The 23960-nt window shown below is 56.2% G+C and carries 17 protein-coding genes; 11 read left to right on the top strand and 6 right to left on the bottom strand.

Going from position 1 to position 23960, the window contains the following annotated elements; genetic code table 11:
* Positions 1-120: 120 nt before the first annotated feature.
* Positions 121-2676, bottom strand: a complete 2556-nt coding sequence (pepN, locus tag V6N04_RS15220) for an aminopeptidase N (protein ID WP_371171045.1) — start codon at positions 2674-2676, stop codon at positions 121-123.
* A gap of 187 nt (positions 2677-2863) precedes the next feature.
* On the opposite strand from pepN, the gene V6N04_RS15215 reads away from it, so the two are divergent.
* From V6N04_RS15215 to V6N04_RS15205, 3 genes are all read left to right on the top strand, one after another.
* Positions 2864-4987, top strand: coding sequence for a malate synthase G (locus V6N04_RS15215; protein ID WP_371171044.1), 2124 nt, complete (start codon positions 2864-2866; stop codon positions 4985-4987).
* 106 nt (positions 4988-5093) lie between these two features.
* Positions 5094-5852, top strand: a complete 759-nt coding sequence (locus V6N04_RS15210; protein ID WP_371171049.1) for a gamma-glutamyl-gamma-aminobutyrate hydrolase family protein — start codon at positions 5094-5096, stop codon at positions 5850-5852.
* A gap of 102 nt (positions 5853-5954) precedes the next feature.
* Positions 5955-6398 carry a c-type cytochrome gene (locus tag V6N04_RS15205; protein WP_371171043.1) on the top strand — a complete coding sequence of 148 codons (444 nt, stop codon included), beginning with the start codon at positions 5955-5957 and terminating at the stop codon, positions 6396-6398.
* A gap of 66 nt (positions 6399-6464) precedes the next feature.
* On the opposite strand, the gene V6N04_RS15200 is transcribed toward V6N04_RS15205, so the two are convergent.
* Together V6N04_RS15200 and V6N04_RS15195 are read right to left on the bottom strand one after the other, a co-directional pair.
* Entirely contained in the window at positions 6465-9017 is a 2553-nt protein-coding gene (locus V6N04_RS15200) for a Hint domain-containing protein (RefSeq protein ID WP_371171042.1), read from the bottom strand.
* Positions 9018-9350: 333 nt separating this feature from the next.
* Positions 9351-10490 (bottom strand): pyridoxal phosphate-dependent aminotransferase, encoded by a 1140-nt coding sequence (locus V6N04_RS15195; RefSeq protein WP_371171041.1) that lies wholly within the window; start codon positions 10488-10490, stop codon positions 9351-9353.
* Positions 10491-10711: 221 nt separating this feature from the next.
* Between V6N04_RS15195 and V6N04_RS15190 the strand changes: the two genes are divergently transcribed.
* Entirely contained in the window at positions 10712-11476 is a 765-nt protein-coding gene (locus tag V6N04_RS15190; protein WP_371171040.1) for a DsbA family protein, read from the top strand.
* Between the two features lie 93 nt (positions 11477-11569).
* Positions 11570-12970 carry an N-acetylmuramoyl-L-alanine amidase gene (locus V6N04_RS15185; RefSeq protein WP_371171039.1) on the top strand — a complete coding sequence of 467 codons (1401 nt, stop codon included), beginning with the start codon at positions 11570-11572 and terminating at the stop codon, positions 12968-12970.
* 208 nt (positions 12971-13178) lie between these two features.
* Here the strand turns inward: V6N04_RS15185 and V6N04_RS15180 are convergent, their stop codons facing one another.
* Positions 13179-14609 (bottom strand): Glu/Leu/Phe/Val family dehydrogenase, encoded by a 1431-nt coding sequence (locus tag V6N04_RS15180; RefSeq protein ID WP_371171038.1) that lies wholly within the window; start codon positions 14607-14609, stop codon positions 13179-13181.
* A gap of 418 nt (positions 14610-15027) precedes the next feature.
* Between V6N04_RS15180 and V6N04_RS15175 the strand changes: the two genes are divergently transcribed.
* From V6N04_RS15175 to V6N04_RS15165, 3 genes are read left to right on the top strand one after another with little or no spacing between them, the layout of a single operon-like run.
* Positions 15028-16803, top strand: coding sequence for a pilus assembly protein TadG-related protein (locus V6N04_RS15175; RefSeq protein ID WP_371171037.1), 1776 nt, complete (start codon positions 15028-15030; stop codon positions 16801-16803).
* Positions 16804-16820: 17 nt separating this feature from the next.
* Positions 16821-17405, top strand: a complete 585-nt coding sequence (locus V6N04_RS15170; RefSeq protein WP_371171036.1) for a TadE/TadG family type IV pilus assembly protein — start codon at positions 16821-16823, stop codon at positions 17403-17405.
* A gap of 13 nt (positions 17406-17418) precedes the next feature.
* Complete coding sequence (locus V6N04_RS15165) at positions 17419-18090, top strand: TadE/TadG family type IV pilus assembly protein (protein WP_371171035.1); 672 nt, start codon at positions 17419-17421, stop codon at positions 18088-18090.
* 7 nt (positions 18091-18097) lie between these two features.
* Here V6N04_RS15165 and V6N04_RS15160 read toward each other — a convergent pair whose 3' ends face one another.
* Complete coding sequence (locus tag V6N04_RS15160) at positions 18098-19300, bottom strand: exonuclease/endonuclease/phosphatase family protein (RefSeq protein ID WP_371171034.1); 1203 nt, start codon at positions 19298-19300, stop codon at positions 18098-18100.
* 179 nt (positions 19301-19479) lie between these two features.
* Between V6N04_RS15160 and V6N04_RS15155 the strand changes: the two genes are divergently transcribed.
* Positions 19480-20391: a pirin family protein gene (locus V6N04_RS15155; protein ID WP_371171033.1), complete on the top strand. Its 912-nt coding sequence runs from the start codon at positions 19480-19482 to the stop codon at positions 20389-20391.
* Positions 20392-20397: 6 nt separating this feature from the next.
* Here the strand turns inward: V6N04_RS15155 and kynU are convergent, their stop codons facing one another.
* Positions 20398-21600, bottom strand: coding sequence for a kynureninase (gene kynU / locus V6N04_RS15150; RefSeq protein WP_371171032.1), 1203 nt, complete (start codon positions 21598-21600; stop codon positions 20398-20400).
* 141 nt (positions 21601-21741) lie between these two features.
* Here kynU and V6N04_RS15145 point away from each other — a divergent pair, with 141 nt between their 5' ends.
* Both V6N04_RS15145 and V6N04_RS15140 read left to right on the top strand, forming a co-directional pair.
* Positions 21742-22200: a methyltransferase family protein gene (locus tag V6N04_RS15145; RefSeq protein ID WP_371171031.1), complete on the top strand. Its 459-nt coding sequence runs from the start codon at positions 21742-21744 to the stop codon at positions 22198-22200.
* Positions 22201-22378: 178 nt separating this feature from the next.
* Positions 22379-23950 carry a Re/Si-specific NAD(P)(+) transhydrogenase subunit alpha gene (locus V6N04_RS15140; RefSeq protein ID WP_371171030.1) on the top strand — a complete coding sequence of 524 codons (1572 nt, stop codon included), beginning with the start codon at positions 22379-22381 and terminating at the stop codon, positions 23948-23950.
* Positions 23951-23960: the final 10 nt, after the last annotated feature.

Here is a 23960-nt window from a genome sequence, read left to right as displayed (position 1 = left end):
CATTCCCGCGCTGGACTGGCAAGTAGGGCTGGATCAGCGCGTATTGATTTTCTGTTATCTCATTCATAACAGATACCTAGCATCAAATAGCACTAAGTAATAGTGTTAACAGGCCCTAGTTCACTGGTCACCCAACATGCGACCAACCATCTCTTGGCTGTCGCGGCTCAGACCGTCGGTAGCAAGGATACGTTGCAGCGCGGATTTCATCATGTCCTGACGGTCTGCATCATAGCGGCGCCATGTCTCAAACGCCGTGGTCATGCGCGCGGCGATCTGGTGGTTCACCGGGTCAAGTTTAATCAACCAGTCCGCACTCAGTTCATAAGCCTTACCCGAGGCATGGTGGAACCCGGCGGGGTTCATTGCCAGCGCGCCGAATAGGGCACGGAAACGGTTGGGGTTCTTCCAATTGAACGCCGGATCTTTGGTCAGCTTCTCGGTCACGTCTGCGGCCATGTCGGGCGTCGCGTGAACGACTTGAAGCGAGAACCACTTGTCCATAACCAGTTCGTCTTCTTCAAACTGCTCACGGAAATCAGCAAGTGCCGCGTCGCCTTTTTGGACCTGCAACAGATACCCCAACGCACCCAACTTTAAGGTCATATTGTCGGCCCGATCATAGAGCGACTGCGCCGCAGCGCCGCCGTCCAACCGGTTCAGAAGGTTCAACAATCCAAGGCCAAGCGCGCGTTTTCCGGCTTGCTCTGCGCCAGGGTTATACGGCTCAGTGACCTCCATCTCGGCCATCATGCGAGGCAGGTGATCTTGCAAGTGCTCGGCCATTGCTTGCCAAAGCGTTTGCTGGGCGTGGTAGATTTTCTGCGGGTCCGGTGTGACGCCTGCATCGAAGATCGTTTGCGCCAGATCATCCTGACTGGGCAGGCCCAACGTCAGTGCGCGGAAGGCGGGATCAAGGTTTTCGTCACGCAACATAATCGCGATGGCATCAAGATAGGCTTCCATTGGCCCATCTTCGCCTGTGGCCAAGGCGACAAGCACCTCTTTCGCCAAAGTCCGACCGGATTCCCACTTGTTGAACGGGTCGGTGTCATGGGCCAGCAAGAAAGCACGCTCGGTCGGGGTGCTGTCACGCTGCAAGATCACTGGGGCCGAGAAGTTACGCAGGATCGACGGCGTTGGTTTTGCGCCCAACCCGCCGAAGGTGAAGCTCTGTTTGGCCTCGGTCATTTCAAGCACTTGCGTGCTCAGCACCTCGTCACGATTTGGTCCAATCAACCCCACGGCAATTGGGATATGTTGGGGCAGCTTCTTGTCTTGACCGGGCGTGGCTGGCGTTTCCTGTTCGAAATGAAGGGTGTAGGTGCCATCGCTAAAGTCATCCGATACCTTCAGACGCGGCGTTCCCGCCTGTTTGTACCAGCGGCGGAACTGGCTCAGATCGCGACCGGTGCTGTCTTCAAAGACCGTGACCCAATCTTCGATTGTCGCGGCTTCCCCGTCATGGCGAGTGAAATACAGATCAAGCGCCTTGTAATACGCGTCGTGCCCCACCAGCGTTTTCATCATGCCGATCAGTTCAGCACCTTTTTCATAGATGGTCGCGGTGTAGAAATTGTTGATCTCGACAAAGCTGTCGGGTTGAACCTGGTGCGCCAGCGGGCCGTTGTCTTCGCGGAACTGACGTCCGCGCAGGGCGGACACGTCATTGATCCGGCACACGGCTTTTGATCGCATATCGCCCGAAAATTGCTGATCGCGGAAGACCGTCAGCCCCTCTTTCAGCGACAGCTGGAACCAGTCGCGGCAGGTGATCCGGTTGCCGGTCCAGTTGTGGAAATACTCATGCGCGATGATCGCTTCGATGCGTTCAAAATTTGCGTCGGTTGATGTTTCGGGCGAGGCCAAGACAGCGGACGTGTTGAAGATGTTCAGCCCCTTGTTTTCCATCGCGCCCATGTTGAAGTCGGACACCGCAACGATCTGGAAAATATCTAGGTCATACTCGCGGCCGTAAACCTCTTCGTCCCACTTCATCGAGGCTTTCAGCGCCTCCATTCCAAAGGCTGTCTTGCCTTCGTCACCGGGTCGCACCCACAGTTTCAGATCCACGTCCTTGCCCGACATCGTGGTGAAGCTGTCGTCGCGCGCCACCAACTCGCCAGCCACCAGCGCAAACAGATAGGCGGGCTTGGGCCACGGATCATTCCATTCAGCCCAACCTTCGCCCGCATCCGTTGGGTTGCCGTTGGACAACATCACCGGCATGTCGCCTTCGATGCGCACTTTGAACGGGGCCATCACATCGGGGCGGTCGGGATAATAGGTGATGCGGCGAAAGCCTTCAGCTTCGCACTGGGTGCAATACATGCCGTTCGACATATAAAGCCCTTCCAGTGCGGTGTTGGCCTCGGGATTGATCTCGACCTCGGCCTCCCATGTGAAGGCGCGATCGGGCACATCCGCAATCAAACCACCGTCGACAAACTCGGGTGTGATGTCCGTTCCGTCGATGGCCGCACGGATCAGGGTCAATCCATCCCCGTGCAAAAAGAAGTCCCGCGAGGTTGCCTTGGGATTGGGCACAAACCGAATTGCCGAACGGACGCGCGTCGCGGTCGGGTTCAGGTAAAATGTCAACGACACGTCCTCGATCAGCCAGTTGGGCGGCGTGTAGTCGGCAAGAAAGATCGGTTGGGGGGCTGTCTCGGTCATCTTTGGTCCTTTTGCGCAGATGCAGACTGGCAGGGTAGACCTGCTGCAAACCGGCTGCAAGCCGAGAGACGGATGACCAGGCCGGGCAAGCTCTACTTGTCTGGTGGCGAAAGAAAACTTGCTTGCGTATTTGTTTCGCATCGGAAACTCTATGCCAAAATGTGCAATCGTATACTGGAATGAAGACATGAGCGACTTTGTCGAACGGGCAGGGCTGAACGTATATCCCGGACTAGCAGACTTTGTAGACACGCGCGCGCTGGCAGGCACGGGCATTGCGCCCGATGACTTCTGGCAAGGCTTTGCGGCGATCCTTTCTGACCTGACCCCGAAAAACCGCGCCCTTCTTGAAAAGCGCACGGAAATTCAGGGGCAATTGGATGCGTGGCACAAGGCGCATGCGGGCAAACCACAAGACGTCGACGCCCATCGCGCATTTCTGGAAGAGATTGGATATCTGGTGCCCGAAGGCCCGGATTTCTCCATCGAAACCACAAATGTCGACCCCGAGATCGCGCATGTTCCAGGGCCCCAACTGGTGGTTCCTATTATGAACGCGCGCTACGCCCTTAACGCAGCCAACGCCCGGTGGGGCAGCTTGTATGACGCGCTTTATGGAACGGACGCACTGGGTGATCTGCCCACGGGCAAGGAATATGACGCGGAACGCGGCGCGCGCGTGATCGCGTGGGGACGCGCGTTTTTGGACGGGGCCGTGCCTTTGGCACATGGCGCATGGGCCGATATCGATGCGCTCTCGGTCGAAGATGGGGTGGTTACGCCTGCGCTGGCCGATCCCTCCCAGTTCAGCGGTCATTCAGTTGGGAAAGTGTACTTTTCTAACAATGGGTTGTTGATCGAAGTTAATATTGACCCATCAACCCCCGTGGGTGGGCAAGATCGGGCCGGTATCTCGGATATCCGTCTGGAAAGTGCCATGTCTGCGATTATGGATTGCGAGGATAGCGTGGCGGCCGTGGATGGCGAAGATAAGCTTTTGGCCTATTCCAATTGGTTGGGCTTAATGGACGGCACCTTGACCGAAGATCTTACGAAAGGCGGCAAGACCGTCACCCGCAAACTGGCCGACGATCTGCATTTCACCGCCCCCGACGGCACGCCTATTACCCATAAGGGGCGCGCGCTGATGCTGGTCCGTAATGTGGGCCATCTGATGACCAATCCGGCCATTCGCGACAGCGATGGGAACGAGGTGTTCGAGGGGCTGATGGACGCTTTGATGACCACCTTGTGTGGTATGCATGATCTTCGCCGGGAAAGCGGAAACTCTGTCACTGGCTCGGTCTATGTTGTGAAACCCAAGATGCACGGGCCCGAAGAGGTCGCCTTCTCGGACGAGCTTTTCACCCGTGTCGAGGCGTTGCTGGGTTTGCCGCAATACACCGTGAAGCTGGGCATCATGGACGAAGAACGTCGCACATCCGTGAACCTGAAGGAATGCATCCGCGCCGCAAAACATCGCGTGGCCTTCATCAACACAGGGTTCCTTGACCGGACGGGTGACGAAATCCACTCGGCGATGGAAGCCGGGCCGATGATCCGTAAAGGAGAGATGAAGAACTCGGCTTGGATCAGTTCCTACGAGGATCGCAATGTTGATATCGGTCTGGCCTGCGGCCTGCATGGGCGCGCGCAGATCGGTAAAGGTATGTGGGCCATGCCTGATCGGATGGCGGATATGCTGGATCAAAAGATCGGGCACCCGAAATCGGGGGCAAACTGCGCTTGGGTGCCAAGCCCAACGGCCGCGACATTGCACGCGACCCATTATCACAGCGTTGACGTGATGGCCCGTCAGGACGAATTGACCGCGGGCGGGCCGCGCGGCACGTTGAAAGACCTTCTGACTTATCCAGTCGCGCAGGGCGTAAACTGGTCCGAGGATGACATCCGCGACGAAGTTGAAAACAATGCGCAAGGTATCCTTGGCTATGTGGTGCGCTGGGTCGATGTCGGCGTGGGCTGCTCGAAGGTGCCGGATATTCACGACGTTGGCCTTATGGAAGATCGTGCAACCTGCCGCATTTCATCCCAAGCACTGGCGAACTGGCTGCACCATGGTGTCGTATCCGAGGCCGAGGTTATGGCCGCCATGCGCAAGATGGCTGTTAAGGTTGATGCGCAGAACGCGGATGACCCCAGTTATGAACCGATGGCACCGGGTTACGCTGGTCAGGCTTTCCAAGCGGCCTGCGATCTTGTGTTCAAGGGCCGTGTCCAGCCTTCTGGCTATACAGAACCGGTTCTTCACGCACGCCGCTTAGCCAAAAAGGCTGAGGCTGCTGGATAAAGCAGAAACCGCACGGACAGGATAAAGCTTCAAGGGGCGCATGGGATTTTCATCCTCTGCGCCCTCTGCTATCACGCTGCAACAGAACCACAATTCCGGTACACTCATGCGACGACCGATCATCGGCATCATAGGCAATTCCTATCTGGTCAACGACCAGTACCCGACCCATGCGGGCGGGACGATGAACTCCGAGGCGATCTCGGTTGTGGCGGGCTGTCTGCCACTGATCGTGCCGTCCGACCCACGTTTTGTAACCGTGGATGAGTTGTTAGAGACCTGCGACGGTTTCTTGTTTACCGGCGCGCGGCCAAATGTTCACCCGATCGAATATGGTGAAGACGAGACCGAGGCACATGGCGAGTTTGATCGCTGCCGGGACGCGATCGCGCTGCCCTTGATCCGTGCCTGTGTCGACCGCGGGCAACCTTTCTTTGGCATCTGCCGCGGGTTTCAAGAGGTGAATGTCGCCATGGGTGGTACACTATATCCTGAAATTCGCGATCTACCTGGCCGGATGAATCACCGGATGCCACCTGACGGGACGTTGGAAGAGAAGTTTGCCATTCGGCACGATGTCCATCTGGACGAAGGCGGCGCGTTTCACGACCTGCTGGGGGCCACATGTGTGCGCACGAACACTCTGCACGGGCAGGGGATCAAGACGGCGGGCGACCGGATTGTGATTGAAGGCCACGCAGATGACGGCACGCCCGAAGCGATTGTGATCAAAGATGCGCCCGGCTTTACCCTGTCGGTCCAGTGGCACCCGGAATACAATGCAGCGGAAGATCCGGTGTCTCGGGTCTTGTTCTCGGCCTTTGGTGATGCAGCGCGTGCTTGGGTTGCACGCGACAGATCCTAGCCGTCGACGTTAATCCCCTCCCGTCAAGCATTCTGACTTGACCTTCCCCCTGCTGGAACACGCAAACCTGTCGCTAAGACAACGACTCGGAAGGTTTGTGCGATGAACAAAGGTGTGATTGTAGGATGTGCTGGGGCGTTGGGCCTCGGGCTTTTTGTTTGGTTTGCAATGACGGGTCAACCAGAGGGCGTCGCGGTGGACAGCTCTGAGCAAGCGCAACCCGAAACTCTTGAAATGGTTGCTGTGAAAATGCCAGCGCTTGGGGACGACGCCGTGGTTGGTGCACGTGCCTTTGAAGCCAAATGCGCGGCGTGCCATGGGCCAAATGCAGGGGGGCTGGACGGGGTCGGGCCGCCTTTGATCCATAAGATCTATGAGCCGTCCCACCATGCTGATTTTGCCTTCTACCGTGCGGCAGAGCAGGGGGTGCGTGCGCATCATTGGCGGTTTGGAGACATGCCCCCGGTGGAAGGTATCACGCGTGCAGAGATCGCGAGCATCATTGCCTATCTGCGGCTCGTGCAGCGCGAAAACGGGATATTCTGAACGCGTCCTTAACGAAAAAGGCCCGGCAATTTACCGGGCCTTTTCCATGTTTGTCTGCTTGCTGTTTTACGCCGCGATGTGAAGCGCATTGGCTTCAAACTTGCGCAAAACGATCCGGGCTGTGTCCCCGTAATGACGCGGATCGGCGCGTAGCTCCGGGAAGATGTTGAACAACTCGTCGCGGGCTTTGGCATCTATTGCCCCCAAACCTTCATGGTCGGGATGGAAGCTTTCGCTCGCAGCCCCGTTTGAATATACAACCTCGTGCTGGTCAAACAGCATGTGGTAATAGGTCACCTGCTCCATTTTCTGAATGCATGCACCTGCGCCGCCAATCAGGTGCTTGGCGGGCACCATTACTTCACTTTGTGTGAACAGAAGCGTTGCATCATGGCCTTCATACACCATCCGGTGTTGTGGCGAGACGAGCAGGGGACGGTCATTGCCAAAGGCTCCGGCGTTGATCCGAACAGGGGCAAGCTTGCCGCGTCCGTCCACGGTCTTGTGGCCCAACCAGCGGATCGGTTGCAGGCCATTGTCTCGGGTGACCACAAGGTCGCCGATCTTCAAGTCCTGAATGCGACGTTCGCCGCGATCCGTCAGGATCATCGTGTCCCGCGTGAAGCAGATGATGACATTTTCGACATTTGTGAAAGTGACGATGGTACCATCAGTCAGGGTGGCGGTGCCGTTTTCAGCGTTGCCACTGTCGAAGACGACGTCAGCATAGCTATCGACCAGGCCACTTAGATCAAGTGTGTCCGTGTCGCCATCGTCTGCGTCTTCGCCCGCATCAATGGTGATCGTGGCACCAGACCCGTCCAACGCATCCGTGGTGTCCAAAATGATGCTGTCAGAGCCAAAACCACCGGTGATGACATCACCAGCACCAGCATTGATCGTATCAGCGCCTTCGCCGCCGTCCAACGTGTCGGCACCTGACCCACCTGTCAGAGTGTCGTCACCGTCCTGACCATAGATGGTATCGTTTCCGTCGCCGCCATCAGCATTGTCAGTCCCGTCACCAGCGTAGACAGTGTCGTTCCCATCGCCAGCGACAATGATGTCGTCATTCGAGCCGTCGGCCGCATCGTTATTGTCGATGAAGTCACCATCAGGGTCGTCCGAATAGCTTGCGTCGATGATATCATCGCTCGCGGTGCCTTCGACGACAAAGTTGTTCCCTGTGGAATCTCTATAGTCGAAATCGGCGGTTTCGGGCGTGTTGCCCGTACCATCTGCAGCAGCGTCCCCATCGGTGTCAGCCAGATTAAAGTCGCCCGACGCATCGACATCATCATCGTTAACGTCCCAGCCCGAAACATTGTCGACGGCATCAGCAATCCCGTCGCCATCAGCATCACCAGAAGCGTCAATCGTGGCCTGGTCCACGCCATGCCCGGCCTCGGTCACATCGGCGACGCCGTCATTGTCGCTGTCGGTGTCGATGTAGTCGGCGGTTCCGTCATTGTCGGTGTCAGCCGGGGTCAATCCGCCTGCATATGCATCGTCCACACCGTCGTCGTTGTCGTCCACTCCGGAAGGTGCGATATAACCATCCGACGTCTGTGCCTCGACGTTATCAGTGATCCCGTCATTGTCGCTGTCCAGATCAAGGTGGTCGTAGATCCCGTCCCCATCGGTATCACGGGGGACTAATGTTTCTTCGACCGAAAAGTCATGACTGATCGACGTGCCGAAATTCAAATCACTAGGAGAGGTGACAACCACATCTCCGTCAACCGAGACCGAATACCCTGCGGGCCCAGTCTCGCTGATACCGTCTCCAAATGTATCGTTGACCACAAACTGATAGTCACCCAGCGCGCCAGCCGGGATCGTATAATCGACCGAGGTTTCTCCGGTCGACACAAACCCATTACTATCTGCAACAACCGTTCCGTCGGGCCCGATCAATTGCCAGGTCGTTTCGCCGCCAGCGAAATTGTCACCATCGAACGTGATCGTGATCGTTGTGGGTGTAACTGTGTCGTATTCGTCGTCGTTCAGAATACCATCATTGTCGATATCCAGATCTTCAATGTCGTCGATGCCGTCGCCGTCTGTGTCAATGGGCGCGGGCACATCAAATGACAGATCGCTGATGCCAGACCCACCAGTTACAGTTCCGCCCGAGCCGGGCTCGAACTGCAATTTCAGTTCTGACAGCGGGCCTGGAAGGTTCATTGAGACATCGTTGCTGTTGGTGCCGTTGGCCTCGACCGTTACGGATCCATCGGCGTTTACAGTGACGGTTTCATCCACCAACCCGCTAAGACCGGCGATAACATCCGCGCTGTCGATCAGCCCACCGCTGGCGTCATAGGCGTAAATCGTCCAGGCGTCGTCAAATGTCGATCCGCCATCGTCATTCACATGCTGGAAGTCGAAGGACAAGTTTTCAACAGGGTTCGAAAATTCATAGTCGGCCACGATTGGGGCTGAAATGCCAAACGCACCGAAATCGGCCACATTTTGGCCGCCTTGCGTTGCATCCCAATCGCCGATGAAGCTTGCCGTTACAGTTGTGCTATTGGCACCATCCGTAACCACTGTACTACCGCTGACTGCTTCGCCACCCGAACCAGTCAACCAAATGGCATTGTCTAATACCGCCATCGTATTTCCCCTCAATCAGTGGTCCACAGCAAACGTCATCCTGCGAAGCCCGCGCGTGCTTCACCAAATCTTGGTCGTGTCAGGAAAGGTCGTCTGCCGTTTTACCCCTACAATCGTTAAATAGCCGCAAACTCCACTACACCCTGCTGCGGCTCTGATTTAATTGCGCGTCGAATGTGTTTGAATCAAGGCTGGAACATCAAATTGATGTGAAAATATGGGGGTTTAAACGGAAACTCATCGTTTCCATCCGGGGATTAAAACTATGTGGAGAATGTCAAAATCCGCACTCTCCATTCTATGGAAAAATGATCGCCTGCGCGGAACGTGATTCTAGCGCGCTGCCATAAAAGCTGAAATGCGCGACAGGCCCTCGCGTATATCATCGGTCGAGCGCGCATAGGAGAAGCGCAACGTCTGATGACCACGAATGGGGTCAAAATCCAGTCCCGGCGTCACGGCAACGCCTGCGTGCTCCAGCAGGTCGGCGGCGAAAGCGCGGCTGTCATCGGTTAGATCGCTGACATCGGCATAGATGTAGAACGCGCCATCCGGTGGTGCGATTTTGGTGAACCCAGCTTTGGGAAGCTCATCTAACATCAACGCTCGATTGGTGGCGTAGGTCGCAAGATTGGCATCCAGCGCGTCGCGCGCTCCAAGGGCGGCCAGTGCGGCGACTTGGCTGGCATGTGGTGCGCAGATGAACATGTTTTGTGCCAGACGCTCGATCAAACGGACATGATCCTCGGGGACGATCATCCACCCCACGCGCCAACCGGTCATCGAGAAGTACTTGGAGAAGCTGTTGATGACGTAAATGTCGTCCGACACTTCAAGCGCCGACACTGCGCGGCTTTCATACTGAAGCCCGTGATAGATTTCATCTGCGATAAAACTGGTGTCTTGGTCGTGACATGTGCCGATCAGTGCTTCCAGTGCCGCATGGTCCAGCATCGTGCCCGACGGGTTGGCAGGAGAGGCCGTGATCAACCCATCCAGATCGCTGGGCAGCTCTGAAGGGACAGGTTGCAGGCGGTTGGATTGGCGGGTGGGAATGCCAACGGGTGTCAGGTTCAGTGCCTTTAAGATCTGCCGGTAAGAAGGATATCCGGGCTCACCCAATCCGACCTTATCGCCAGCGTCGAACAAGGCGGTGAAAGCCAAAATGAAAGCCCCGGAACTGCCCGATGTGACCACAACACGACCCGGATCAATCACCAACCCGTACCAATCTTTGTACAGTGCCGCGATCCCCTCGCGCAGAGCGGGAATACCAAGCGAGACAGTGTATCCCAAGGCGTCCGTCTCCATCGCGCGTGCCAAAGCAGCTTGGGCAGCAATGGGTGCCGCCGTCGATGGCTGGCCCACCTCCATATGAATGATATGGCGACCCGAGGCTTCGGCGGCGCGAGCGGCTTCCATAACATCCATGACGATGAACGGGTCGACTATACCGCGGTTGGAATGTTTCATTGGAACCTCATTGTGATACTCTTTGGCTTGGGTGCACCCGAGCTTGCACGAAGTCAATGCAGTGGATTGCCGCTTACGTCGCAGCCACTGTGCTTGGCAGCGCGTCTGACATGCCGTAAATGCAGGTGAGATCGCAAAAATGTGCAGTCCCTAAACAAACAGGGCTGCTATTATCGTTGTGCCCGTATTATGGGCGTTATGACAGGGAACGGACGAACGACATGAAAAAGACACTGACCTTGGCTCTGATGCTCAGCACTGCACTGACATTTGGCGCAGCTGGCGCCGGACAGGCGCTGGACCTGTCCAACTTGACCGAGGATGAGCGCAACGCGTTCCGCGATGAAATCCGCGCCTATCTTTTGGATAATCCCGAGGTGTTGATGGAAGCTATCGGCGTGCTTGAAGAACGTCAGGCGCAGCAACAGGTTGCGTTGGATCAAGACCTTGTGAAGGTCAACGCGAAAGCGTTGTTCGAAGACGGGTACTCTCATGTTGCCGGAAATCCAGATGGGGATATCACGATTGTCGAATTCGTTGACTATCAGTGCGGCTACTGCCGAAAATCCTATGATGTGGTTCAAGAACTGCTCGAAAAAGATGGCAATATCAAATTGATATTGAAGGAATTTCCGATCCTGAGCGATGCGAGCATGTTGTCGGCGCGGTTTGCCATCTCGGGCCAGCAGCTGTTCGGAGAAGAGGCATATGCAACCTTGCACGACGCGTTGATCACCAAACGAGGTGCCGTCACCGTCGACAGCCTGATCGAGATGGGCAACGAGCTGGGACTGGATGGTCAAGCCATCGCGGACGGCATGGATGCCACCGTTGTTGATGCCATTTTGGCCGACAACCGCACACTTGGGCAGCGGTTGCAAATTTCGGGCACACCAGCTTTCGTCATGCATGACGACATGGCGCGCGGCTACATGCCGCTTGAGCAGATGGAGCAGATCATCGCGGCCAAACGGAACGAGAGCTAACGATCAGCGCGCAATCAGCTGTATTAACGGCTGACGTTCGGGGCGGGGCTTGTTAAGCTTTGGCCAAATGCAGGCACAGGCAGGTTCGGGCATATGATATCTCTAGATTTGCGCAGGGTGGGGGCGTCCATATTGGCGACGACCCTGTCGGGGTTTCTGGCAGTGGCGGCCGCGGCCCAAACGGCGGCGCCAGAGACGTCGCCCGTGCCCAAGCCCAACCCTCGTGAACCTCAGGCTGCCAACGCGGGGTTAAACCCGTCGGAAACGTCCACCACGGCTGCCTCGGTGGCGGCCAGCCCAGCGACGCGCCCGTTCGCCAGTCCACACGCCCTTAACGGGTTGGCACGGCTTGCCGCGGACGGTGTGACGATCAAAGATCGCTGGCGGGGCGTGTCCATTGATATTGCCATGACCCGAACGGTTCCGTGGCGGGTGTTCACGTTGAATGATCCGCAGCGCGTTGTTGTGGATTTCTCGGAACTCGACTGGGAAGGCATTGATGTCGCTGAACTTTTGGCGGGTTCAGATCAGTTCTTGGATATCCGGGCCGGGTTGTTTCGCCCCGGTTGGACGCGTCTTGTACTAACGCTAAGCACGCCGATGATTGTCGACAAGGCCTGGATGAATGCAGGCGAGGGCGGCGGCGGCGATACTGCTGTCATGCGGCTTGAGCTGTCGCAGGCGTCGACCGCTGCGTTTTCGGCGGCGTCTGGCGCGCCCGACAGCGCGGTATTTACGGGTGCGCAAGCACGCCCGATGCCATCACCAAAAACCCGGCAGAACGGTGTCGGCGACGTCGTGGTGGTACTTGATCCCGGCCATGGTGGTATTGATCCGGGGGCCGAGCGGGAAGGGGTGGTCGAAGCAGATCTGATGCTGACCTTCGCGCGTGAACTGAAAGAGGTGTTGTTGCGGTCTGGCGGGTTCGAGGTGGTGATGACCCGTGATCGCGATGTTTTTGTCCCGCTGGAGGAGCGTGTAACCATTGCCCGCCGCGCCGGTGCGGATGTGTTCTTGTCGTTGCACGCGGATGCTTTGGCGCAGGGGCGCGCGACGGGGGCAACGGTCTATACCCTATCTGACGAGGCGACTGATGCGGCCTCAAAATCGCTGGCCGAGCGTCATGACCGCGAGGACTTGCTGGCCGGTGTCGACCTGACCCGTCATTCTGACGAAGTAGCCTTGGTCTTGATGGATCTTGCGAGGACCGAAACAACCCCGCGATCCGAGGCGTTGGCAGAAATTCTGGTGGAAGGCATCTATTCCGCGACCGGATCGACCTATAAGACGCCACGTATGCAAGCTGGATTTTCAGTGCTGAAAGCCCCCGACATCCCGTCGGCTTTGATCGAACTTGGGTTCCTGTCATCCCCTCGAGATCGAAAACTTTTGCAAGACAAAGCATGGCGATTGCGGGCGGCCGAAGGCGTTCGGGATGCGCTTCAATACTGGTCTCTTCAGGACGCGGCGAAGGTTGAACGACTGAGGCAATAGGCGCGCGCGCCTGCGAGTTAACGGTTCACACTCCGCGAAGCTTGGGCTTGATTGGTGGCTGTTGGTGACGGCGAAAATCGTGCGTGGGGCGAGCCTTAGAAAAGCACGGAGCGCGATTGTCATAGTTGGATCATAAATTAATTTATCGAAATTTAAACAATGGCTTGAGCCGCGCCCCTCATGTAATCAGGAGGGGCGCGGTGTCGTACTATAGTCCTTTGGCGCGGTAACTTGCAGACACGCGGGTGATCGCCACGATATAGCCGGCCATCCGTAAATCCTCGACCTCATCGCGGCTGTGCCAAATCTCGCGCATCGCCTGATAAGCCGTGCGCATCGTGTCATCCAAGCCCGAGCGTACCAGCTCCAACTCGTCGGCACCGCGCAGATACTGATCCTTGAACTGCGGGGTCATCGACCACGCGTCGCCAAGGTATCGATCAAGCCGCTCAAGTTCGTCGACCACCAGTTGGTGGCGCGCTTCTTCCTGACGGCGCTGCATGCGGCCAAAACGGATATGGCTCAGGTTTTTGACCCATTCGAAATAGCTAACGGTCACACCGCCAGCGTTGGCATAGAGGTCTGGGATGACCACTGTGCCTTTCTCGCGCAGGACTTTGTCGGCTCCCGACGTGATCGGGCCGTTTGCAGCTTCGATAATCAACGGTGCTTTGATCTGGTCCGCGTTGGTCAGATTGATCACACCTTCAAGGGCTGCCGGGATCAGAATGTCGCACTCTTCTTCCAGCACTTTCGAGCCGTCCTCGTGGTAGGTCGCATCGGCATAGCCCTTAACGCCGCCGTGCTGGCCGATCCATTTGTGCACGGCCTCCACGTCGATGCCATTGGGGTCGGTGAGCGCGCCGTCACGTTCAATAATCCCAGTGACTTTAGAGCCATCTTGTTCGGACAGGAACTTCGCTGCGTGGTAGCCGACATTGCCCAGCCCTTGAACGATGATCCGCTTGCCGTCCAGTGTGCCGGACAGTCCAGCCTTTGCTATGTCCTCGGGGTGACGGAAAAATTCGCGCAAGGCGTATTGTACGCCTCGGCCCGTCGCCTCGACGCGGCCCGCGATCCCGCCCGCATGGGGTGGTTTGCCGGTCACACATGCTTTGGCGTTGATGTCCGTCGTATTCATGCGCGCATACTGATCAGCAATCCATGACATTTCACGCTCGCCGGTACCCATATCGGGGGCAGGGACGTTTTGTGACGGGTTGATCAGGTCGCGCTTCGCCAGCTCATAGGCGAACCGGCGCGTGATCAGCTCAAGTTCGTGTTCCTCATATTCGCGCGGGTCAATGCAAAGACCACCCTTTGAGCCACCGAACGGTGTTTCCACCAATGCGCACTTGAAGGTCATCAATGCGGCAAGTGCTTCAACCTCGTCTTGGTTCACACCCAAGGCGTATCGAATGCCGCCTTTAACGGGCTCCATATGTTCCGAATGGACGGACCTGTAGCCGGTAAAGGTTTTAATTTCCCCACGTAATCGTACACCGAAACGTACGGTATAGGTCGCGTTACATACGCGAATTTTCTCTTCCAGCCCTGAGGGGAGATCCATCAGAGCGACGGCCCTGTTAAACATCAAATCAACGGATTCACGGAAACTCGGCTCGTTTATATTCGCCATATTGTACCTCTGTGTACTATTTCTGCGGTGCGGCAGAATCAAAATCTGCGACAATACCGCACACAGGTTAGGACGAATTCCTGTCAAATCCACCATGATTTCGGTTTCGTATTGATAACCGCCTGATATCAAAGCGCTGCCAAAGTGCGATTTGTTCTCGGATGAATGACAATGGGCCCGTTTCTGCACCCTAAACTCGCAATTGATCCGTTGTTGCCTTAGTTTCGCCACAGCCATCTATAAATTAAGCAAAGATTAATAGTGTGTTGGTGGTGCTGAATTTTGCCGCGTTGAAGGCGCGGGAAGGGAGTTCGACATGGCTCTGGGAAAAAGCCGTTTGGGGAAGTTGTTGATTGATAGGACCGAAGGGGGTCGTATCGGTAGTTTTCGCACGTTCGCACGTGACGAAGGTGGTGCCATGTTCATACTGGCATTGTTTTTGTTCGCGACGTTGCTCATCTTCTCTGGTCTATCGATTGATTTGATGCGGTACGAATTGCAACGGACCCGCCTGCAATCGACCCTGGACCGAGCACTTCTGGCAGCAGCACACCCGGATCAGGAAAATGATCGCAAGGGTGTTGTGCTTGATTACTTTGAGCGCGCAGGCTTGGAAAGTATTGTTAAGGAAGAAAATGTAAAGGTGATCGTTGGGCCCGACGGGACAATCGTGGAAGCCTCGGCCACCATGAATGTTGGCACACCTTTTCTGAGTTGGTCAGGTGTCGACTACCTTGGCGCGCCTGCGTCTGGCGGTGCCGCAAAAATCAACCAACTGACAGAGATTTCTTTAGTCGTGGATGTTTCGGGGTCGATGAACTCGACGTCGAACGCCCGCGATCCGGATTCTGGTGCTAAGCTGACAAGGATAGAGGCCTTGCGTCGAGCTGCGCTGGAGTTCTCTAATCTGCTTCTTTGCAACCCCAACGACGCCTCGAAGTCGACTGATTGCACGATTACCAAGCGAAAGACATCGCTGAGCTTGGTCCCTTATTCAACGCAAGTGAATGTTGGGCAGACAATTCTGAGCAGGTTTGATCGACAAGATGCACAAACGGATGCCTATTGTGCGACTTTCCGTGACGAGGATTTCAAGACGGTTCGTGTGAAGCCGAAGCCAGATCCGATCACTGAAAAAGACAAAATCATCCGTCAAGCGGCAAGGTTTTATCGCTATGGGGGCAACTATCGCTCAAACAACAGCGATGCATATTTATCGTGCCACACCGATAACTGGCGTGAAATGGTGGTGTTTGAAGACTCCCCCACTCAAATGGAAACTAAGATCAATGCCCTGCAGGCAAGTGGCGATACGGCGATCGATATCGGCATGAAGTGGGGGGCGGCATTCCTGCACCATGAAACCGAACCAGTGGTTAGGTCTCTTATTGGTGAGGGAAAGGTTAGTGGTGATTTCCTCGGTCGTCCCTATGATCCGGGCCGGACTGCGTCGTCTAAGTTTTTGGTTCTGATGACAGATGGTCAGAATACCAATCACCACCATTTATATGATGGCTACCGCACCGGACCGTCACCATTTTGGCTTAACACCTACAACGGCCGAAATATTGTCTCCATTCGGAGAAATGTTGTCGTCATCAAGGATGGTGAAGAAGTGATCGAACCTAGATATCTTTGGTTTTATCCTTCAACCGGAGAGTATCAGCCGTCAATAAACTCAAATCCGAAAAATTGGAACGAAGAGCCTTATGGATATGAAGGAAACCGCGATTGCTTTAGTTCCTATTATGGCAGCAGGTGTACTCCAGACGTACCTAAACAAAATAGCTACACAACACACCTAGACTATGAAACTTTCTGGCGGTTGAAATACACTTGGGGCTTCGTGGAGCGGTTTGACTGGTTGCTACCAACCGACCCCGAACTAGACTCTGCGCCCGGCCGCTTGCTGGCGAATGCTAACAGTGTTCAGTACATCGACAACAACAATGTGTCCCATAGCGTTGGCCAGATTGACAAACGCCTTCTTGAACAGTGTGATGCGGCCAAGAATGCGGGGATCACCATCTATACTATTGAGATGGATGCGCCGTCTAATACGTCTGATGCGATGCAATCCTGTGCTTCGGTGAAAGATGGGAAACGGCTCCACCATAAGGTCTCGAGTGTGGACATATCTTCGGTGTTTTCAAAGATCGCAGCTGACATCAACAAGCTCCGGCTCACTCACTAGGATAGGATACAGTTGAGATGAGCGGTGACATGTGTGTAAAGCGAAATTTGACAGGTGGTCGACAGGGCAGCGGCCTTTGGCAACGCTGTCTGCGCCTCTGGCGGTCCAATGACGGCAGCTCTACCATTGAGTTTGTGATTTGGTTCCCCTTGTTCATGACGTTGTTCTTTACATCGTTCGAGCTAACTTTCTACGGAATGCGGTCCGTGTTGCTTGAACGCGCCGTTGAAATGAATGTGCGCGGCATGAGGCTGGGGACCAAGCGGCCAGACAACATCACAGAGCTAAAAGAGAATATCTGCAACGATACATTGCTATTCAAAGATTGCATGAAAGAACTGACTGTCGATGTCCGATTGGTCGATACGGTTTCTTGGAATCTTCCAACTGGTCCGCTTCCATGTGTTGATCGAGGCGACGACTACAAAGAACCAGATGACGTGGTTTACGGGCCGGGTGGCGGAGGAGACTTGTTGATTATCCGTGCTTGTATGGTGACCGACCCCTTCTTCGCGACAACTCCATTGGTCATGGGGCTTCCGCGTGATGAGTCTGGTGGTGTGGCTGTTGTCGCCGTCTCAACATATGTAAATGAGCCTTGAGGAGGGTGTGAAAATGTCAAACTACTCGATCACACGGGCTTCAATGGTCTCACGCTTTGGCGAGAAGCTGAAGCAACGGATTCGGATGTTTTCGGGCGCGGAAACCGGGACTGTAACGGTCGAAAGCGTGATGATACTTCCACTTTTGTTTTTTGGGGTGATGGCCACGTTTGGTTATTTTGATGCCTACAGAAAACAAAGCCTGGCATTAAAAGCCAACTACGCCGTCGCCGATTTTTTGTCGCGTAACTATAAGTTTACGCCGACCACGCTGGCGGGCTTGGATGATCTTTTTCAGTATATGTCCAAGACAGGTGACTCGAGCTGGGTGAGGGTGACAATCGTCGAATGTCCTACTGACAAAACATTGGCGCAATGTAATGATGCAGAGCCGCGTCAACTGGAGTTATGGGGCAACCAAACATCAGGGACCGCCACAGGAATTGTTGAACACTCTGTAACAACAATGCGCGAATTTCTTGGACCGCACATTCCAAAGATGTATGTCGGGGAAAAGTTGTTTATTGTTGAATCAGTCGCGAAGTACAAACCTTTGTTCCCCGGGCGTTGGACCGGGATATATTCGCGTGATTTTGAGCACATTGTTGTAACAGGAACGCGTGAATACGACGACCTCTGTTATGAGGAAAGCACTGGTGATTGCCCTGCACCAGCCGGTGTGTGATACGTCGCTAGATTTCAAACCTCTCCTGTCCATCCGACGGCACCGGCAGCCTTACCCAAATCGGCATGTGATCTGAAAAGTCATGTGCGAACCGGGCGTAGTCCGGGGTGCCATCGGGAAGACGGCCGGGGCCTGCGTCGACGAAAAGTTGCGTAAAGTCGAACATACCAAAATCAAACTGATCTGGTCCGAGCGTTCCGGCTAGCCCGTTATGGCGTCCACGTGGCAGGCGGGTATCTTCCGCCAGCCAAGCGATGTGGTCATAGGTCTGGGTACGACGCGCATTGGTGCGCAGGTCGCTGTCCAAGAACGGAAAGTTAACCTTCGCCTTCACACGGCGCTGCGCGTTGATGCCTGTGACATAATTCTCGATCCCGATGCGCCGCCGGTCGTTGCTGCTTTCAAAATCAAGGTTGAGATCGCCCATGATCATGATGATCTTTCCGCGTTCGCTCACAGTCTTGCGACTGTCGAGCAAAAGCCATTCCAGAAGGGCAAAGAACTCCCGCTCCCGCTCGTTTTTCTTGCCCGAGACCAGATGCGCGTTGACGGCATAGATCTCGTATCGTCCGTCTGGTCCGTCGATGATGAATTCAACCAAATATGGGCTGCGAATGAATTGCACAAAACTTGTGAACTGCGCACCAACCATGCGCATGCTGTCCTGCGCCCAGCTTATCAGGCGATCCATAAAGCCGGGGTCGTCTTGACCCGGAACTGACGTGTCAAAAGAGGCCTGCAGCGCCGCGTTCATGTTCGCGGCAATCGCGGTGCGATCATAGGACAGGTCCGATGCCAAGCGGCCGAGCCGCACACGGTCAGAACGATAAATAAATACGAACCGCTCCGACATGCCTTTGTGGCCGGGGCTGCGACCCGTTACGTCGCTAAAGATCACGTCAACGGGTTGCCCCGCTCCGCGCAGGGATGCAACCAAAGCATCAAGCGCGCCAGTGTCGTCTTGCTGTTCTTGAATGGACAGAAGATCAGCTTGCGCCGCGATCCGTTCAATCATCCGCGTTGCACCCGGACTTTTCTTTGGGCCATCTGCGTCGATCAAAGCTCCGAATTTACGGATGTTCCAGGACATCAAGACAACCGATCCGTCGCGCCGCGCGGGAAGGCCATAGGCCTCGGGGTCTTGCGCCAAGGCCGCGTCCAGATGCGCCTCGATCTGGCGCCATTCTGTTTCGGTAAATTGCTGGGCCATTTATGCCTCAAATTGGTAAATCTATTATGCAAACATAGCACGAAATCGAAGAGATTGCGGGAACATCAAGATAGTGTGCGAATTTGCAGGCGAGCTGTTGGGTTGTGCGCAATTGCAGAAGGTTGATGGGTTCCCTAACTTGAAGGCAACGCGAACTTACCTTTGGAAAGGGGTATCACATGTCCATTCGCCCTGTTTTATCTGCCTCGCAAGCCAAACCCACAATGGAGGGCGCAGGCGTCCATCTGCATCGGGCCTTCGGGTTCCACGAACCCGAGGCCTATGACCCGTTTCTGTTGTTTGACGATTTTCGCAACGACGATCCGCGCTTGTCCGAGAAAGGCTTCCCTTGGCATCCGCATCGCGGGATCGAGACGATCACCTATGTGCTGGCCGGAGAGGTCGAGCATGAGGACAGTCTTGGCAATCAGGGCCGGCTCGGGACGGGTGACATCCAGTGGATGACCGCCGGATCAGGTATCATGCACCAAGAAATGCCGCACGCGAATGCGCGCGGACAGATGCACGGGTTCCAACTTTGGGCCAACCTACCGCGTGATCTGAAGATGACCGCGCCGAATTATCAGGACGTGCCATCGGTCGAAATCCCGGTGATCGAGGAAGACGATGGAACCAAGGTGCGCGTCGTTGTCGGTGACTTCTGGGGGCAGTCCGGCCCAGTCGATGGGATCGCCGCTGATCCGCTGTATCTGGATATCAGCGTGCCTGCTGGTGTCACAAAGACGTTTCCAGTGGACACTCGTCGTCAGGCCTTTGCCTATGTTTTCGAAGGGGCAGGCGCCTTCACCGACGCCGCCGCGCCCGAAGGTATCCTGCTTGAAAAAGAGGTGATGGGGCAGGAGGTCAACATCCGCGACCTGTCCGGCAATCGCACGGTTGTTCGGTTCGGGGCAGGCGATGATGTCCGGGTGCAGGCCGGGACTGAGGGCGTGCGCTTTCTGTTGGTGGCAGGCGCACCGATCCGCGAACCCGTTGCGTGGCACGGGCCAATTGTGATGAACACCAAGGACGAGTTGCGTCAGGCGATGGCCGACCTGCGCAACGGGACCTTCATCCAGCCCGCACACTAAATCCGATCACGTCACGGCGGCCCGGGTATGATACTCGGGCCGGTCCCACAGGCGGTTCGTCATAATGTCGGTCACGGTCTCGATGGCCCTGTTGACATCGCCCTCGTCAATGTAAAGCGGGGTGAACCCAAAGCGCATGATATCGGGCGCGCGAAAATCTCCGATCACGCCGCGCGCGATCAGAGCCTGCATGGCGGGATAGCCGTTTTCAAAATGAAAACTGACCTGACTGCCGCGCGTCTCTGGATTGCGCGGGGAGGCCAAGCGCAGGTCAGGGCAGGCGGCCTCGACCCCAGCGATGAAGCGTTCACACAACTCGATGGACCGGGTGCGGATGTCCTTCATGTCGATCTGATCCCAGATGTCCAAAGCTGCGTCCAAGGCAGCCATTTGCAACACAGGCGGCGTGCCAACCCTCATGCGGTCGATCCCATCGCCGGGACGGTAGTCAAGATCGAAAGCAAAGGGCGCGTCGTGACCCAGCCAACCTGATAGGGCGGGGCGGACGGCCGCGGAATGGCGGGGGGCGACATAGATAAAGGCGGGCGCGCCGGGGCCTGCGTTCAGGTATTTATAGGTGCACCCGACTGCGAAATCTGCGTTTGCACCGGACAGGTCAACTGGCAAAGCCCCGGCCGAGTGCGCCAAGTCCCAGACAACCAATGCTCCAACATCGTGCGCTGCGCGGATCAGGGCGGGCATGTCGTGGCGACGACCGGTGCGGTAATCCACTTCGGTCAGCATCAGAACCGCAAGATCCTCGCCTATGGCCGCAATTTGGTCGGCGACGTCTTCGGGGGCGGGAGTGACGACGCGGTGGTCTTGCCCAAGCGACCGGGCCAGTCCGTCCGCCATATAAAGGTCGGTCGGAAAGTTGCCGTTATCAGACAGGATAACTTTGCGCCCGGGCCGCAATTCCAACGCTGACGCCAGCGCCTGATAGACCTTGATCGAGAGCGTGTCGCCGATCACCACGTGGCCCGGTTCGGCCCCGATCAATCGCCCGATGCGATCACCAAGGGCACGCGGCTGTACCATCCAGCCTGCCTTGTTCCACCCGGTGATCAGCATTTCGCCCCATTCGTCGCGAACACAGGCTGCAATACGGTCTTGCGCCGCGATGGGCAGGGGACCAAGCGAGTTGCCGTCCAAATAGGTCATCCCGTCAGGCAGGGAAAAAAGCTTCTTTGTTGCGCTGAAATTGGTCAATTGTTCCTCCTGCCGCAGTCAATCGAAAGACTAGGGATTTCAATCCATGTCGCAAGTGGGATGTTGGCGCAAACCGATTGCGCATCCTTGCGGAATTGGTACAAATCGCCTGACTTATCTAAAACCTCAATCGGAGCCCCAATGTCACAGCTTACACGTTGGCTTGATCTGCCTCCGGTTTGGCTTGCTGGAATGATTGTGGGCGCCTATGGGCTGGATCACATTTTTCCCGGACTTGGGTTTGGGTGGGGTTGGTCCCGCTGGCTGGGTAACGTCCTTATTGTCGTCGGGCTTGGCGCTATGGGTTTGGCCGTCTGGGAGTTTACCAAGGCCCGCACTTCGGTCATTCCCCGCCAAGTTCCCACAGCGTTTCTGTCGCGGGGTATCTACCGGCTGTCTCGCAACCCGATTTATCTGGGGGACGCTATGGTGCTGACTGGATTTGTCCTGCGATGGGACGTGTTGCCCGCACTGGTGCTGGTCCCGGTATTTGTCTGGATCATCACCAGCCGATTTATTCTGCCCGAGGAGGCAGGGTTGCGCGCGCAGTTTGGCCAAGCATTTGACGATTGGTCAGGGAAGGTGAGGCGTTGGATTTAGCGGGTATGCTGCATGGCGGCATTGCCCTTCAACTTGGACTCGCGTATTGAAATAAAATTGTCGCAATACGCTCCGTAACGATAGCATCTTGCGCGAGGCCCGCGTATAGCTGCTCATGAAACCGCCGGGGCTGAGGGGTACCCCCTCGTTCGGCACACGACGGGAGAAGGAAGAGACTGTGAAGATCGGTGTACCCAAGGAAAGTTTTGAGGGCGAGAACCGGGTCGCAATGACCCCGGAAAGCGCCAAGATGCTGCAAAAGCTGGGCTATGATTGCGTGATCGAAACCAAGGCCGGTGCGGCTGCGGGTTTTTCGGACGCATCATACAAAGACGCAGGTGTTGAGGTCGTAAAGACCGCCGCCGCGCTTTGGAAGGCAGCTGACATCATCGCCAAAGTGCGCGAGCCCAATGCAACAGAGCTGAAACGGTTGTCGGCAGACAAAACGCTGATCAGCTTCTTTAATCCGGGCGGCAACGAAGACGGGCTGGAGAAGGCGAAAGCCTCTGGCGCGAATGTCATCGCCATGGAAATGGTGCCGCGTATTTCGCGCGCGCAGAAGATGGACGCTTTGTCGTCGATGGCGAACATCGCGGGCTATCGCGCCGTGATCGAGGCTGGTAACAACTTCGGTCGTTTCTTCACCGGTCAGATCACCGCAGCGGGCAAAGTGCCCCCGGCGAAAGTTCTGGTCGTTGGTGCTGGTGTGGCTGGTCTGGCCGCCATCGGGACGTCAACATCCTTGGGCGCGGTGACCTATGCGTTCGACGTACGCCCTGAAGTGGCAGAGCAAGTTGAATCGATGGGCGCCGAGTTCGTTTACCTCGACTTTGAGGAAGAGCAGCAAGACGGGGCGGCGACAGGTGGCTACGCTTCCGTGTCCAGCCCAGAGTTTCGCGAAGCCCAACTGGCCAAGTTCCGCGAACTGGCACCAGAGGTTGACATCGTCATCACAACGGCCCTGATCCCCAACCGCCCAGCCCCTAAGCTGTGGCTTGAGGATATGATCAAGGCGATGAAGCCGGGCTCGGTCATCGTTGACTTGGCCGCCGAGCGTGGCGGCAACGCCGAAGGCACCGTCGCGGATGAGAAGATCGTGACCGACAATGGTGTGACCATCATCGGCTACACCGATTTCCCGTCGCGCATGGCCTCGCAGGCGTCGTCGCTTTACGCCAATAACATCCGTCACATGATGTCAGACCTGACGCCCGAGAAGGACGGCAAGGTCAACCACGACATGGAAGATGATGTAATCCGCGGCGCGACCGTGACCCATCAGGGCGAGATCACCTTCCCGCCGCCGCCCCCAAAGGTTCAGGCGATTGCCGCCAAACCCAAAGAAGTGGTGCCGGAATTGACCCCGGAAGAAAAACGCGCCGCCGAGGCGGCCGCGTTCAAAGCGCAAACCAAACAGCAGTTTACCATGCTGGGTGTCGGTGGTGCGCTGATGTTGCTGTTGGGGCTTTATGCGCCTGCCAGCTTCATGCAGCACTTCATCGTGTTTGTTCTGGCCGTGTTTGTTGGCTTCCAGGTGATCTGGAACGTATCGCATTCGCTGCACACGCCTTTGATGGCTGTGACCAACGCCATTTCGTCGATCATCATTCTGGGCGCGCTGATGCAGATCGGGTCGGGGTCTTTCCTCGTGATCTTGCTGGCAGCTCTGTCGATCTTCATGGCGGGGATCAACATCTTCGGTGGCTTCCTCGTGACACGGCGCATGCTCGCCATGTTCCAGAAATCTTAAGGGGGTAGGG

The sequence above is a fragment of the Aliiroseovarius conchicola genome (assembly GCF_041403445.1).
GTDB classification, from domain to species: Bacteria; Pseudomonadota; Alphaproteobacteria; order Rhodobacterales; family Rhodobacteraceae; genus Aliiroseovarius; species Aliiroseovarius conchicola.
This window is presented reverse-complemented; position numbering and strand designations above follow the sequence as displayed.